The organism is Cupriavidus sp. 2TAF22 (assembly GCF_052115045.1).
In the GTDB taxonomy this organism is placed as follows: domain Bacteria; phylum Pseudomonadota; class Gammaproteobacteria; order Burkholderiales; family Burkholderiaceae; genus Cupriavidus.
Map to the genome: position 1 here is coordinate 14,895 of NZ_JBFRFX010000033.1, position 12,495 is coordinate 27,389.

Below are 12,495 nucleotides of genomic sequence, written 5' to 3' on the forward strand. Positions count from 1 at the left end.
TACGCCCCAACATCGAGAGAATTTGCATGTCCGCCGCTGAACAAATAGACATCATGACCCCGCTGGAGCACCATCATCTGGAGAGACTGCGCGACGCCCGGAGGCTACGGTTTCCGGCCATATCCGCAAAGCCAACCGGGCTGGTCGAGCGTTGTGGCGAGGCCAGGCTACCGCTCTCTACCGGCACCTTTCTGGCGATTGCATATCGAAGCACCACGACCGGCCTGGAGCATATTGCGCTAGTGATGGGAGATCCCGCACAAACACCGGGATGTCTGGTCCGAGTGCATTCCGAGTGCCTGACCGGCGACGCATTTTCGTCACTCAGATGCGACTGTGGTGAGCAGCTCCAGCTTGCATTCCGTCGTATTGCAGACGAGGGCTGCGGCATCGTTGTCTACGTACGCGGCCATGAGGGCCGGGGCATTGGACTTGCGGAGAAGATCCTCGCGTATCGGCTCCAGGACGCGGGGTTCGATACCGTCGACGCCAATACCCATCTCGGCCACGCCGTCGACGCCCGCACGTACGATGAGGCGGCCCATATTGTCCTCGACATTGGCGCCAGCACAGTGAGATTGCTCAGCAACAATCCCACGAAGCGGGCAGCCCTGGCTGCGCACGGGCTGAATGTCCTGGCACAAGTGCCCTTGCACATTCCCGAGAACGCCGAGAATCGGCGCTACCTGCGGACCAAGCGAGAGAAAATGGGTCATCTGTAGATGCAGCCCTTAATGCCAACATAGACCTGGCGTACGCGTCCGGCGCCGGACACGATCGCTGCAGTTGACCGACCAACTGCGTGATCGACGAATGCCTGCGATAGGGGATCACGCACAATCCCCCTCCAATTCATCAAGTAGTGCGCTGCTGCGACCGCGGGGCGAGACCATTCGCCAGTATGCGATGTGAACCGACAGAATCCACACCGACGACACACCCGTGCCCGCGGGCCACACTGGGGGCGGCGGAGGGTGGGTCGACTGCAACTGGCGATGCTCAAGGCTGGCCAACCGTTGCCATGTGTCGCACATGGTAGCGTTTCATTCGCGAAATCGCTTCGGTCCGGGTTCGCAGTCTCAGCCGCTGCAGGATGCCGGACACGTGCTGCTTGACCGTATTCTCCGTTAAGCCCAGGCGCCGTGCGATGACCTTATTTGGCAATCCTTCAAGTAGCAGAATCAGGACTGAGCCCTGGCGCTGGGTCAGGCCCATGGCTTCCGGGGTAATTTGGGTACGCTGTGCCGATTCGGTCGTTCTATCCTGCACGCCTGCCGGCGCGGCGGTGAGTGACAAGCTGCCACCCGTCTGCTCGGCGCCCACGCGCAGTTCCAGGAGCGAGATTACTTCAGCACGGGAGCGCAGGTCGAGCCGCTGCAAGATGGCAGACACATGTTCCTTCACCGTGTTTACAGCCAGACCGAGACGGCGCGCAATGAGCTTGTTGGATAATCCCTCGAGAAGCAAATTGAGTACCGTTCCCTGGCGTTGGGTAAGACCCAGCCCTGCGGGCGGCGCCGAAGTGATTGTCCCGACCTGCCGAGTGGGGCTGTTGTCGTCCCGTGCGCCGGGATTGGTACGCGAGTGCTTACAGCCTGGGGCCTGTGCTAGCGGTTGGCGTTTTGCAATCAGAATGGCTTGCTTGCGCCTGGTTACACCAAGCCGCCAGATGACCGCAATGTCGTGCTCCTTGGCAGCCCTTTCCGTCATGGAGAAATGCTGCGCTACCACCTTGTCGGGCAACACTTCAAGCAGCAGAACGAGGACGGCGCATTGCTGCTCGGGGAACACGCCTGAATCCGCCACGGCGTCGGCATTCTGTGTGAATCCGCTTGCTGGCGTTTGCGCAACGACAGTTGCGTCATCCGCCATATCCACCCGCACTACGATCGGGAAGGAGCTGGCCTTCTGAGGATCGTTGGCGGTCGCTGCCAGTGACGAATTCGCGCTACTGAATGTGGCCACGAAAGGCAAGCTGTCCATGGCGGCAGGCCTGGAGCCGGTTGAACTCCCAGGATGGACGCGTCCAGGGATCACGCCTCCCCTGGTCTGCAACGCTCGAGGAAGCGCCGCCTCCCTGTTGACAATCGCGAGCTTTCCCCCATGTCCCATCCCGATGGCCGGATGATGGGTGTCTTTGGCCTGCATACCTTCCATCGTTGCCTGCAACTCCTCGAACTGCGTCGTGGTCAGTTCGGCCACGACGCGCAACGTGTCCCTAAATTGCTCTGAAATCATCTTCTTGTTACGTTTTCCCCATGACCCATGGTTCCCGCACTGGTGCCAGTGTTCGCCCCAAAGAGTGGAATGTGGAGCGTGGAGCTTTGCTCGGCCTCATCGCGAAGCGCCGGGATCGTTCTCTATTGCATCGCTGAATTCGTGGGTCGCACGACGGGCGGGGATAATCGAGATATGCATGCCACCGCGAGCCGCATTGCGAACGGTGCCTCCGTGAGTGGCGTTACACAACTCAGCGTTCGCGATTGTCTGGTGTTCAGTATGACAAGGCCGGCTCTTCAGAATGCAGCGAGGCAGACAGTTGTGCCCGCCGACGAAGCCAGGGGGAAGGCCGGTACCGCGGGTCGCCGCTCAGTTGCATCATGTTGTCGAGCAACTTCAGCACCGTACGCGCTCCCAGACGATCACCCCACGTGAGTGGCCCCATCGGATAGCCAAGACCAAGCATAACTGCCCTATCAATATCCGCCGGAGTTGCGATCCCCTGCTGTGCCATATCACAAGCGATATTTATGATTGTCGCCACGATCCGCTGGGCCACAAGCCCCACGCTGTCCCGCACAATGCTCACGCCCGCGCCATCGGAGCCGAGCGCACCGTGAGCCGCACGCCGAAAAGCCGGGTCCGTCACGGGGGAAAGCATCAACGTACGCCGTCGGGAAGTATCAAAGCAGAGATCCAGCCCGACTGTGCGTCTCGCATCCAATAGCTCCCGTGCGCAGCAACTGCTGACGTCCTCACCCAGAGGCGTCACGATACATAGCGCTTGCGCACTGGGACAAACACTGCTTTCCAGCGGTGTCCCCAAGGCGGTGAACAGATCGACCGCTCGCTGAGCCAAAACCGGATCCGCCGGACTAATCCACACGGCGCTGGGCCGATCCTGCGGCAGCGCCTGCGCTTTCATCCGGACCGGACTACCCTCGACGTAGCGGTAGTATCCTTCCCCGCTCTTTCGTCCGAGCAGGCCTGCAGCGCGGCGCTGGGTCGCCAGCACTGATGGGCGGAAACGCGGCTCGTCAAAGTATTGCCGGTAGACCGATTCCATCACCGGCACGGAAATGTCGAGCCCGACCAGATCGAAGAGTTCGAAAGGACCGAGCCTGAACCCCGCCTGATCCCGCATGATCGCATCTATCTCCAATGGGGTGGCAACGTCCTCGCCTATTAGCCGCAGCGCTTCAGTGCCGAATCCACGGCCGGCGTGATTGACCACGAAGCCAGGAGTATCCTTGGCGCGGACCGGAGCGTGGCCCAAGCGCTTCGCCAGTCCCATCATGGCGTCGCCAATCGCACGATCGCCCCGGACGCCATCGATGACCTCGACGACCTTCATCAGCGGAACCGGATTGAAGAAGTGGAAACCCACGACTCGCTCCGGCCGCGCGCAGGCGGCCGCGATAGCAGTTACGGAGAGTGAAGAGGTATTCGTCGCGAGAACGCAGCCGGGTGAGACGATTGCCTCCAGCGCGCGGAACAAGGCCCGCTTCGCCTCCAGGTCTTCGACAATCGCCTCCAGCACGATATGGGCAGGTCTGACGTCATCGAGCACATCGACCGTTACCAGCCTCCCGGCGGCAGCATGGGCATCCTCCTCCGGCAAACGCCCCTTCGATGAAAGGCGGGACAGCGCGCTAGCCACGGCACCCCGCGCCTCCTCGGCTGCCCCGTCCCGTGCGTCATACAGCAGGACAGTGATCCCGCCCAGTGCCGCGATCTGGGCAATGCCCCGGCCCATGGCGCCCGTACCTACTATCGCTAGCACGAGCTCTGGTGAAGCTGGATCAAGTACCATCTCGTATCACTTATATTCCCTGCACTTCGCTCGGCCTAGAGTGCAAATAAAGCTGGTCTTGCGCGCCGTATTCGCAACCGCAAGCATTGAGCGTGCCCATGGCGCCGCCGTCGGCGCAGACAAACTTCGCAACAGTGTGGCCCGTTGCGCCTGAATCTTCCGTCTAGTGGGAATCCGGAGTGCCAACGACCGGGGCAGTTTATGTGAAGCGACGTCGTAAGATGCCCTCCGTTTTGCTGCCACCCCGCCCTCCCTAAGCAGCCTTCGCAATCATCTGATGCGGGTCGATCACAAACTTCTTTGGCGCGCCGGAATCAAAGGCCGCGTAGCCCTTGGGAGCGTCGTCCAGGGAGATCACCTCTACACCCACCACTTCCGCGATCTTGAGCCGGTCCCAAAGAATGGCCTGCATGAGAGAGCGGTTGTACTTCATCACGGGTGTCTGTCCCGTGAAGAAGCTGTGCGACTTCGCCCAGCCGAGGCCAAGGCGGATGCTCAGCGCCCCGCGCTTTGCCGCTGAATCGACCGCACCGGGATCATCCGTAACATACAGGCCAGGAATGCCAATCTTGCCGGCCGCGCGGGTTACCTCCATCAGCGAGTTGAGGACCGTAGCGGGCGCCTCTTGTTGCGCGCCTGCATGCCCATGCCCTCTCGCCTCAAAACCGACCGCATCAACGGCGCAATCGACCTCCGGCTCACCAAGGATCTGCTCGATCTGATCGGACAGCGTGGCATCCAGCGAAAGGTCCACAGTATGGAATCCGACCTGGCGCGCATGCACCAACCGTGCCGGCTTCACATCGCCCACAATCACCACGGCTGCGCCCAGCAGTCTTGCCGATGCCGCTGCCGCTAGCCCGACCGGACCAGCACCCGCGACGTAGACTGTACTGCCTGGCCCCACGCCGGCACTGACGGCGCCGTGATAGCCCGTCGGCAAGATGTCGGAAAGGCAGGTCAGATCGAGAATCTTGCTAAGCGCCTGCTCCCGGTCAGGGAACTTCAATAGATTGAAGTCCGCATACGGCACCATCACATACTCTGCCTGCCCGCCGACCCAGCCGCCCATGTCGACATAGCCGTACGCGCCACCGGCACGCGCCGGATTCACCGTGAGACAGACACCGGTATGCTGCTCCTTGCAAGTCCGGCAACGCCCGCACGCGACGTTGAATGGCACCGAGACGATGTCTCCACGCGCCAGTGTCTCAACGTCGCGACCCACCTCCACGACCTCCCCGGTGATTTCGTGCCCGAGAATGAGACCCTCCGGCGCGGTGGTCCTGCCGCGCACCATATGCTGGTCGGATCCGCAGATATTGGTCGAGACGACCTTCAAGATCACGCCGTGATCAATTCGGCGGCCACGGGGATCTTCAAGTTTCGGAAAGGAAATGTTCTGGACTTCGACAACGCCTTGGCTGATATAGGCCACGCCACGATTGGTACTCATTGATGCCTCCATATTTATGCGACCCACCTCGGTGGGTCAGTGACTTGGCCGGTTACCAGTTCCAGCGGAATACGATATTCGGCGTCGTGCGAGACTTGTTGCCGGCGCTGTTGAGAACGTTGTTGCCAGTGACGGAGTGGTGCTCCAGGCGAAGGCCCAACGCGAACGCATCCTTGGGCCCAAAGTTCACGAACACTTCCGGTTCAAGATAGATGTCCACCCCGCCGCCGATGATCGGGCTGAAGTAGACCGGTCCGCTGAATGTCGCGTTCAGACCTGCCACGCGAAATGGAATCAGGAAGAACAGGCGGAGCAGCGGCCGGGTTCCCTGCACATCGGTGGGGCCTACCGTGTACCACTTCTTCCTCGCAAGGATCGAAGTCTCGAGCATCGATCCCTTTGTGAACGGTAAATCCCAATACACGCTGAGGCCTGCGGAAACCGCCCGGTAGTGCGAGTAGCTGCCGTCTTCCACACGCACCATGGCCAGCACATCCTGGATCGGGCCATAGGACAGATTGGCGCCGGTGCTCTTGGACAAGCTCAGATGCGAATTCCAGAGAAAGTAGTTCTGACGGTTCGAAGTATCCTGCCCAAGGTCACGGCCCCTGTAGGCATCGAACAGGACATAGTTATCACCCAGGGCATAGGTTCCAAAATGCTCGAATCGCAGGGTCTCGCGGCTTCCATTGGTGCCCGTTCCCATGACATAGTCATTGGGATCGCTCGGCGCATAGGCGAACTGGATATTGGTCTGCGAGTAATTCTCTGCGCGCGGACTCGCGCAGAATGATGCGAGTGCCAGGACCGTCGTCCATTTAAGCGCCCCATGGGGTGCTTTCTTCAGTTTCCACATGGCGTCAGATTTTCTAGTTAGCTGAGCTCAACCGTGTTCGCCTCCCAAGGCGAATTCCGGAACTTGGGGGATTTCGCCTGCCCGCGCCTACCTGCCGCCCGGCAGATATCGGGTATCGATGACTACCATTGGATCAAGGACGTTGGACGACAAGCCTTGCGACTTCGCCACCCAGTCCCACGTTGCGTTCACGCGCTCGGGACTGAAATTGCCGCGGCCATCCTTCTTGCTTATCTCGTTGTCGATCAACGACACCGATGCGCCAAACTCCTCGCCCGCCACCTTTGCGTCCAACCCGGGAACGATCTTCGCCATCGCCGTGCCGACCGCCGTGGGATTCGCGACGGCCGCGACGCTGGCCTTGTTGAAGGCGTCGAGAAAGCGCTTCGCAAGCTCCGGCTTTTCCTTCAGGAAGTGCTCGTTTGCGACAATGACGTAGCCATACCCGTCGTATCCATAGTCGRACCACTTAAGCACGCGCAGGGACTTCCCCGCCGCCTTCATGACCGACGCCGCTGTCGGAGCGCTGGTCACCCAGTCCAGGGCGCCATCCACTTGACCGCTGGCGATAAGCGGTGCGAGTGCCCCCGCATCGACCTTCATCAGCTTCACACTGGCCGGATCCACACCGTTCTTCTGCAGGAACAGCGGCCAAACCACGTTGACGCTTGAATAGACGGAGGTTGCCAACTTCTTGCCGGCAAGATCCTTCAGACTCTTGACCGGCAAGCTTTCGATCAGGTGAATGGAATCCGGCTTCTTGTTGTAGATGCTGTAGATCACCTTGATCGGCAATTTCTGCTGCGCAATTGCGGCATAAACCGCATCGATGCCCACCGCCGTCATATCCGCCGAACCGGACGCCACCCTGGTGATGGCATCGCTTGACCCGTTGCCACTACGGATCTCGACATCCAACTGCGCTTTGCTGAAGTAACCATCGGCCTTGCCCAGATACTCGATGCCGTTAGCGCCACTGGGTATCCAACCGAGCTGATAAATGATCTTGTCGGCGGCCCGGGCTGTGCCCATGACGCCCGCCAACAGCCCAACAGCAACTACCATTGCGTTCAACCGATGCTTTCTCATGGGAACCTCCTGACAAGAATTTCACGACGCAGCTACCCCTCCAGGTCTGCCGCTCACGCGGCCCCGGAAGAAGGTGTGTAAAGGATTGGAAGACGACTTCAGTCTGGCTGCGCAGCCCCCAGGCCCAGCGCTACCATGGCCCTGCGATACTCGACCGACATGCGATCCGCAGGTATGTGGATCTCATTTCTCAGGTCGAGAGGCAATGCTTGCGGACACTGGGCCACCACCTGCGAAAGGTCTTCAACATTGATCCGCTCGGTGAACTCGATCAGCGCTTGAGGATCAAATTTCCGGCTCTCATCGACCACAATCTGGAATATCTTGGTGGTCCATGCCGTCATGGGTGAACCCACGTCGAATACACGATAGACGGAGCCGGAATCCGGATGGTGGACCCGTACCGTGCATGAGAACGGCAGCGTGGTCTCATAGCGATAGACGGCACGATTGAACCTCGGCTCATCTGCGGCAGACCCTTGCCCCTCCTCGACATAACGAGTCCGCTCAATCACGTTGGTCTCGAACGCCAGGTTGAGGCCGGACACGGAGACTTCGTAGGGAGGGATCACAACCTCGGGGCCGCCAAACGTCGAGGTGTGCACCCACGGCACATGACAAAGATCGCTGAAGTTCTCGATATGGCGGGCAGCGGACGTATCCCATACACTGGGCGGCACAATTGCCACCGTCCCGGAACCATTCTCCACCTGGGGCCACTCGGGAAGGTCCGCACGAGGCTCGTTGCTCAAGCACACCCAGACAAAGCCATAGCGCTCCTTGCAGAGATAGCTCTGGAGGCATAGCTTCTTCGGTATCGGCAAGTTCGGCGCCAGCGCGGGAATCCGCACGCATGTCCCGGCGGCGTCGTACTCAAATCCATGAAATCCGCACACCAGATTGCCATCCTTGACCGACCCGAGGCTCAGTTTTGCGCTCCGATGCGGGCATGAATCCCGCGCGGCCTTGACGCCGTCGCATGATCGGTAGAGCACCACCGGGATGTCGAGCAGTTCCACCCCAACCGGGCCGTCGGAAACTTCCGTTGACAGGGCCACCGGATGCCAGAATGACGCAAGGATCGCCCAGTCCGACTCCGTGAAGCCGCTATCGGCCGGTCGCGGGCTGTTGGGTGTTGTGTTCTTGATGGGGAGGAACATTCTTTCTTCTCCTTAGAGGTCGATTGTCAGAGTGGAATCCGGTTTTCCGCGGGATACGCACACCAGCATGCAATCACCGCGCGCCCGCTCGCCTGGCGACAAGTAGTGGTCTCGGTGATCGATGTCGCCACACAGCACTTTCGTCAGGCAAGTGCCACAAATGCCCTGCTCGCAGTTCAACTCCGGCTGAATGCCGTGTTGCTGAAGGACCTCCACGACACTGGTTCCCTCCGGCACCATCGCTTTGATGCCGGAGCGGACCAGGACGAGCTCGAAGGCGCCACCGCTTTGCGTGAGCGTCGGCGATGCCGCGAAGTATTCGGTGTGTAGGTGAATGTCCGCCCGCTCACGTACGGCGGCGGCCACAGCATCCATGAATCCTCCAGGGCCGCAAAGATAGACATGCGTTCCCGGCACAAGATCTGCCATGGCACGTCGCGCATCAAAGCGCTGGGCCACAGAGCCGTCGTCATGATGAAATACGACCATGGATGCGAATGGCGCCTCTTGCAGTTCGCGACGGAACGGCGTCCGCGCCACCGATCGTGTTGCGAAATGCAGGACGAAGGGGCGACCACTCGCATGCATCCGTTTAGCCATTGCCAGCAACGGCGTCACGCCGATGCCCCCACCGATCAGCACCGCCGGCGCAGAACCCGCGTCCAGGGCAAATGCGTTGCGTGGGCACCCAACCTTGACCTGCGTCCCGGTACGAACGATCTCATGCATGCGCCTTGAGCCGCCGCGCCCTCCCTGCTCGCGCAATACAGCTATCACATATCGGTCACGTTCCCGTTCATCGTTCAGAAGGGAGTACTGCCTGACCGGCCCCCCGGGAACGTGCACGTCGATATGCGCACCTGCCGTGAATGGCGGAAGCACACCGCCATCGGCCCGCACGAACTCAAACGAACGGATCCCATCCGCTTCGTCCGCCATCCGCTTGACTACGAGATCCATGACTTCGCCCATGTCACACCTTCCTTCTTCGCGCTCATTCACCGCCCGACTTGGGCAGGCTGCGCGGGTAACAGATCCGTTGCACCAGCGTCACCAGGTGGAACAGTCCCAGACTCATCAGTACCAGCACGCCTAGTGCTGAAAACGCTTGGGAAATCTTGAAATAGGAGGTCGCGAACCGAATGAAGTAACCCACCCCTTTTTCCGAAGCGACAAACTCAGCGATCACGGCGCCAATGACCGCAAGCGTGATGGCCACCCGGACGGCCGAGAAGACATGAGGCAAAGCGAACGGAAGCCGGATCTGCAGATACTCGTTGCGCAGCGAAGCCTTTAGAGCCCGGCTGAGCTCGATCAACTCGGGCGGCGTCTGTGCTAGTCCGGTGGCAATACCGACAACCAGTGGAAAGAACGTAATCAAGGCGGTGATCACAACCCTCGCCAGATCGGTGGCGCCGAGCGTGACAATGAGGATTGGGGCGACCGCGACAATGGGCGTGGACTGCACCACAATCAAGAGCGGATACACGCTAGTGCGAAACACCCGGAATCGATGAAGCGACGCAGCAAGCGGAAGGCTGACCGCAAAGGCCAGCAGAAACCCCAGCACGATCACGCGCAGGGTCGCCTGGATGTGGTCCCACCACTGCCAGGGGCCGACGGCAACACCAGCCCGGACAATGGCGCCAGGCGACGGCAGCAAATATTCAGGCAGCCCCAGCCAGCGACTGGCAGCCTCCCACACACAAAGTATGACCAAGAAGGTGATGAATGGCAGCGTCGCCCGCGGGGCCATCCACGGCGTCTTCTCTCGCGCCGACAGCGGGCGCTTACCGGCTTCAATTGTGTTCATGGCTGCTCAGGAGTTCTTCGCGAAGGTTGTCGGAGAGATCATGGAAGAGCGGCTCGCGCATTGTTGCCAGCGTGCGAGGACGGGAGAGTTCCACCGGCACAATCTCGCGGATACGGCCTGGCCTCGGCGCCAGCACAAGGATCCGGTCAGCCATCAGCACCGCCTCGGTAATGGAGTGCGTAATAAAGACCGCCGTGCTCTGCCGTGCGCTCCAGAGCCGCATCAACTCGAAGCTCAGTTCGTCCCGGGTGAGCGCGTCGAGCGCCGAGAATGGCTCGTCAAGCAGCAAGATCTCCGGATCCGCCAGGAGCGCACGCGCGATGCTCACGCGCTGCTGCATGCCGCCTGATAGCTCATCCGGGTACTTCTTCCGGAAGTCCTTCAGGCCAACCAGTTCGAGCAGCTCTTCGGCTCTGGCGATGTCGCCCGGCGTCAGGCGACGGCCCTGATGGGTTATCGGGAACGTGAGGTTTGACATCACGTTCATCCAGGGCAATAGCGTGGGCTTCTGGAATACAAAGCCGATGTCGTCACGCGGACCAGCGACCTCGTCGCCAAAGATATGAACGGAGCCGGTATCCGGCTTGATCAAGCCGGAGATGAGGCGCAGCAGCGTGGACTTTCCACAGCCGCTAGGGCCAACTACGACGACAAACTCGTTACGGCGAATGCTGAAGTTGATGTTCTTCAGCGCTTGTACGACCGTGCCGTCAGACGCCTTGAAACGATGCCCCACCTCACGGAAGTCGATCGCCACGCCGCGCGCCCCTGTTACCGTGCTGCTAATGGATTCCAGGTGTTTCTGGAGCATTACTCCACCTCCCTATGTAGAATCGAAGCACCGGCATCGGCGTTCGTCATTAGGAACGCGGACAATGCCGAGTCGAACTCCGCTGGCGCTTCAATATTGCAAAGGTGACCCGCCCCCTTGATGACAACCAGCCGGCTCCGTGGGATGCTGGCGGCAAGCAGGTGACTCTCCGCTTCCGGCAACACGCGATCCTCGTCGCCGACAATGACCAGCGTGGGAACCGTAATCCGCCCCAGTGCTTCGCGGAAATCAGTGGTGACGAGAGCTTGCAGCGCTTGCTTGTAAGAGTCCGGCCGCAGCGCTTCCAGGGAGCGGCGCAACCTGAGGCGGATCGCTTCGTCGGCGCGTCCTCCCGCCAGGATGTCAACGAGTCCCTTGGCAATCTCCGCGATCGAGACACCTTCTTCGAGTGGTCTGAGACGCTTCGCAAGGAATTCCTCCCTTGCCTCGGAGGTCAGCAGGTTCGCGCCCGCGCTCGTCGCCGCAAGTGTCAGCGTGGCCACCCGCTCCGGGTATCGCAGATAGAAATCCTGGGCAATGTAGCCGCCCATCGACAACCCGACGATATGCGCGCGCTCTGCCCCAAGTTCGCTCAGCAAGAAATCCAGATCGTCGGCAAAGTCGCTGAACACCAATTGCCGGGCAGAATCATCGCTATCACCATATCCGCGCGCGTCCCAGGCGACGCACGTGTGATTAGCGCTCAGGCCCGCGAGCTGTCCGTCCCAGTTGCTGCGGTTGCCACCGACGCCATGCAGGAAGACCACCAGCGGTCCTGCTCCCGCCCGCGCGTAAGCGATGCGCACGTTGCCGCGCTCGGAGAATGCGGGACTCGTCGTCATGACCTTTGCTCCGGCAAGACAGCGACCACTTCAATCTCCACAAGGCAAGCGGGCAACAGGAGTGCCTTGACTTGCACGCCCGTACTGGCTGGCTTGTGGTCTCCGAAAAACTCCTTTCGTACCACCCAGTACTCCTGGGCCACCGACTCAGTCAGCGCGCAGGTAAAGTACGTGGTCATCTTGACAATGTCTCGCATCGAGCCACCAACACGCGCGAGGATCGCCTGGATGTTCTCGAAGCACTGGCGCGACTGGGCGACCAGATCACCCACGCCAGCCAGACTTCCGTCCGGGCGCAGGGCAATCTGGCCAGAGAGGTATACGGTGCTGCCGGCGCGAATCGCAGGCGCGGGCGGCATGTCGTGCTCCCAGTCCCATTCGGGAAAGACAGGGCTTATGTGGGTGCGGGTCAAGACTGCTCCTCGGATATAGGCT

11 protein-coding genes and 3 pseudogenes are annotated in these 12,495 nt (G+C 60.6%); 2 read left to right on the forward strand and 12 right to left on the reverse strand.

The features are described from left to right. Positions 1–53 precede the first annotated feature (53 nt). Positions 54–722: a GTP cyclohydrolase II gene (ribA, locus tag AB4Z48_RS30240; RefSeq protein WP_441620956.1), complete on the forward strand. Its 669-nt coding sequence runs from the start codon at positions 54–56 to the stop codon at positions 720–722. Positions 723–999: 277 nt separating this feature from the next. Here the strand turns inward: ribA and AB4Z48_RS30245 are convergent. From AB4Z48_RS30245 to AB4Z48_RS30295, 11 genes and pseudogenes are all read right to left on the reverse strand, one after another. Continuing rightward, positions 1,000–1,230 (reverse strand): annotated as a pseudogene (locus AB4Z48_RS30245) (response regulator transcription factor); the annotation flags it as partial. A 99-nt stretch (positions 1,231–1,329) separates the two neighbouring features. After that, a pseudogene (locus tag AB4Z48_RS30250) lies at positions 1,330–1,512 on the reverse strand (response regulator transcription factor); the annotation flags it as partial. 982 nt (positions 1,513–2,494) lie between these two features. Continuing rightward, positions 2,495–4,033 (reverse strand): 3-hydroxyacyl-CoA dehydrogenase, encoded by a 1,539-nt coding sequence (locus AB4Z48_RS30255; protein ID WP_441620835.1) that lies wholly within the window; start codon positions 4,031–4,033, stop codon positions 2,495–2,497. Between the two features lie 253 nt (positions 4,034–4,286). Next, complete coding sequence (gene fdhA / locus AB4Z48_RS30260; protein WP_441620837.1) at positions 4,287–5,489, reverse strand: formaldehyde dehydrogenase, glutathione-independent; 1,203 nt, start codon at positions 5,487–5,489, stop codon at positions 4,287–4,289. A gap of 52 nt (positions 5,490–5,541) precedes the next feature. Continuing rightward, complete coding sequence (locus AB4Z48_RS30265; protein WP_441620839.1) at positions 5,542–6,345, reverse strand: hypothetical protein; 804 nt, start codon at positions 6,343–6,345, stop codon at positions 5,542–5,544. Between the two features lie 87 nt (positions 6,346–6,432). Then, positions 6,433–7,434, reverse strand: coding sequence for an ABC transporter substrate-binding protein (locus tag AB4Z48_RS30270; RefSeq protein ID WP_441620841.1), 1,002 nt, complete (start codon positions 7,432–7,434; stop codon positions 6,433–6,435). 98 nt (positions 7,435–7,532) lie between these two features. Then, positions 7,533–8,594: a Rieske 2Fe-2S domain-containing protein gene (locus tag AB4Z48_RS30275; RefSeq protein WP_441620843.1), complete on the reverse strand. Its 1,062-nt coding sequence runs from the start codon at positions 8,592–8,594 to the stop codon at positions 7,533–7,535. A gap of 12 nt (positions 8,595–8,606) precedes the next feature. Next, entirely contained in the window at positions 8,607–9,566 is a 960-nt protein-coding gene (locus AB4Z48_RS30280) for a PDR/VanB family oxidoreductase (protein ID WP_441620845.1), read from the reverse strand. Positions 9,567–9,588: 22 nt separating this feature from the next. After that, positions 9,589–10,407, reverse strand: coding sequence for an ABC transporter permease (locus AB4Z48_RS30285; RefSeq protein WP_441620847.1), 819 nt, complete (start codon positions 10,405–10,407; stop codon positions 9,589–9,591). Beyond that, positions 10,394–11,218, reverse strand: a complete 825-nt coding sequence (locus AB4Z48_RS30290) for an ABC transporter ATP-binding protein (protein WP_441620849.1) — start codon at positions 11,216–11,218, stop codon at positions 10,394–10,396. The genes AB4Z48_RS30285 and AB4Z48_RS30290 overlap by 14 nt, the downstream gene beginning before the upstream one ends. Beyond that, positions 11,218–11,985 carry an alpha/beta fold hydrolase gene (locus tag AB4Z48_RS30295; protein ID WP_441620958.1) on the reverse strand — a complete coding sequence of 256 codons (768 nt, stop codon included), beginning with the start codon at positions 11,983–11,985 and terminating at the stop codon, positions 11,218–11,220. Before AB4Z48_RS30295 ends, AB4Z48_RS30290 begins: the two co-directional genes overlap by 1 nt. Here AB4Z48_RS30295 and AB4Z48_RS30300 point away from each other — a divergent pair. Next, a pseudogene (locus AB4Z48_RS30300) lies at positions 11,976–12,062 on the forward strand (hypothetical protein); the annotation flags it as partial. The gene AB4Z48_RS30295 and the pseudogene AB4Z48_RS30300 overlap by 10 nt on opposite strands. On the opposite strand, the gene AB4Z48_RS30305 reads toward AB4Z48_RS30300, so the two are convergent. Next, entirely contained in the window at positions 12,057–12,473 is a 417-nt protein-coding gene (locus AB4Z48_RS30305; protein WP_441620851.1) for a RidA family protein, read from the reverse strand. The pseudogene AB4Z48_RS30300 and the gene AB4Z48_RS30305 sit on opposite strands and share 6 nt — an antisense overlap. Positions 12,474–12,495: the final 22 nt, after the last annotated feature.

Coding starts and splice junctions, on each gene's coding strand:
- ribA (WP_441620956.1), top strand. CDS start 54: ATGACCCCGCTGGAGCACCATCATCTGGAGAGACTGCGCGACGCCCGG.
- AB4Z48_RS30255 (WP_441620835.1), bottom strand. CDS start 4,033: ATGGTACTTGATCCAGCTTCACCAGAGCTCGTGCTAGCGATAGTAGGT.
- fdhA (WP_441620837.1), bottom strand. CDS start 5,489: ATGAGTACCAATCGTGGCGTGGCCTATATCAGCCAAGGCGTTGTCGAA.
- AB4Z48_RS30265 (WP_441620839.1), bottom strand. CDS start 6,345: ATGTGGAAACTGAAGAAAGCACCCCATGGGGCGCTTAAATGGACGACG.
- AB4Z48_RS30275 (WP_441620843.1), bottom strand. CDS start 8,594: ATGTTCCTCCCCATCAAGAACACAACACCCAACAGCCCGCGACCGGCC.
- AB4Z48_RS30280 (WP_441620845.1), bottom strand. CDS start 9,566: ATGGGCGAAGTCATGGATCTCGTAGTCAAGCGGATGGCGGACGAAGCG.
- AB4Z48_RS30285 (WP_441620847.1), bottom strand. CDS start 10,407: ATGAACACAATTGAAGCCGGTAAGCGCCCGCTGTCGGCGCGAGAGAAG.
- AB4Z48_RS30290 (WP_441620849.1), bottom strand. CDS start 11,218: ATGCTCCAGAAACACCTGGAATCCATTAGCAGCACGGTAACAGGGGCG.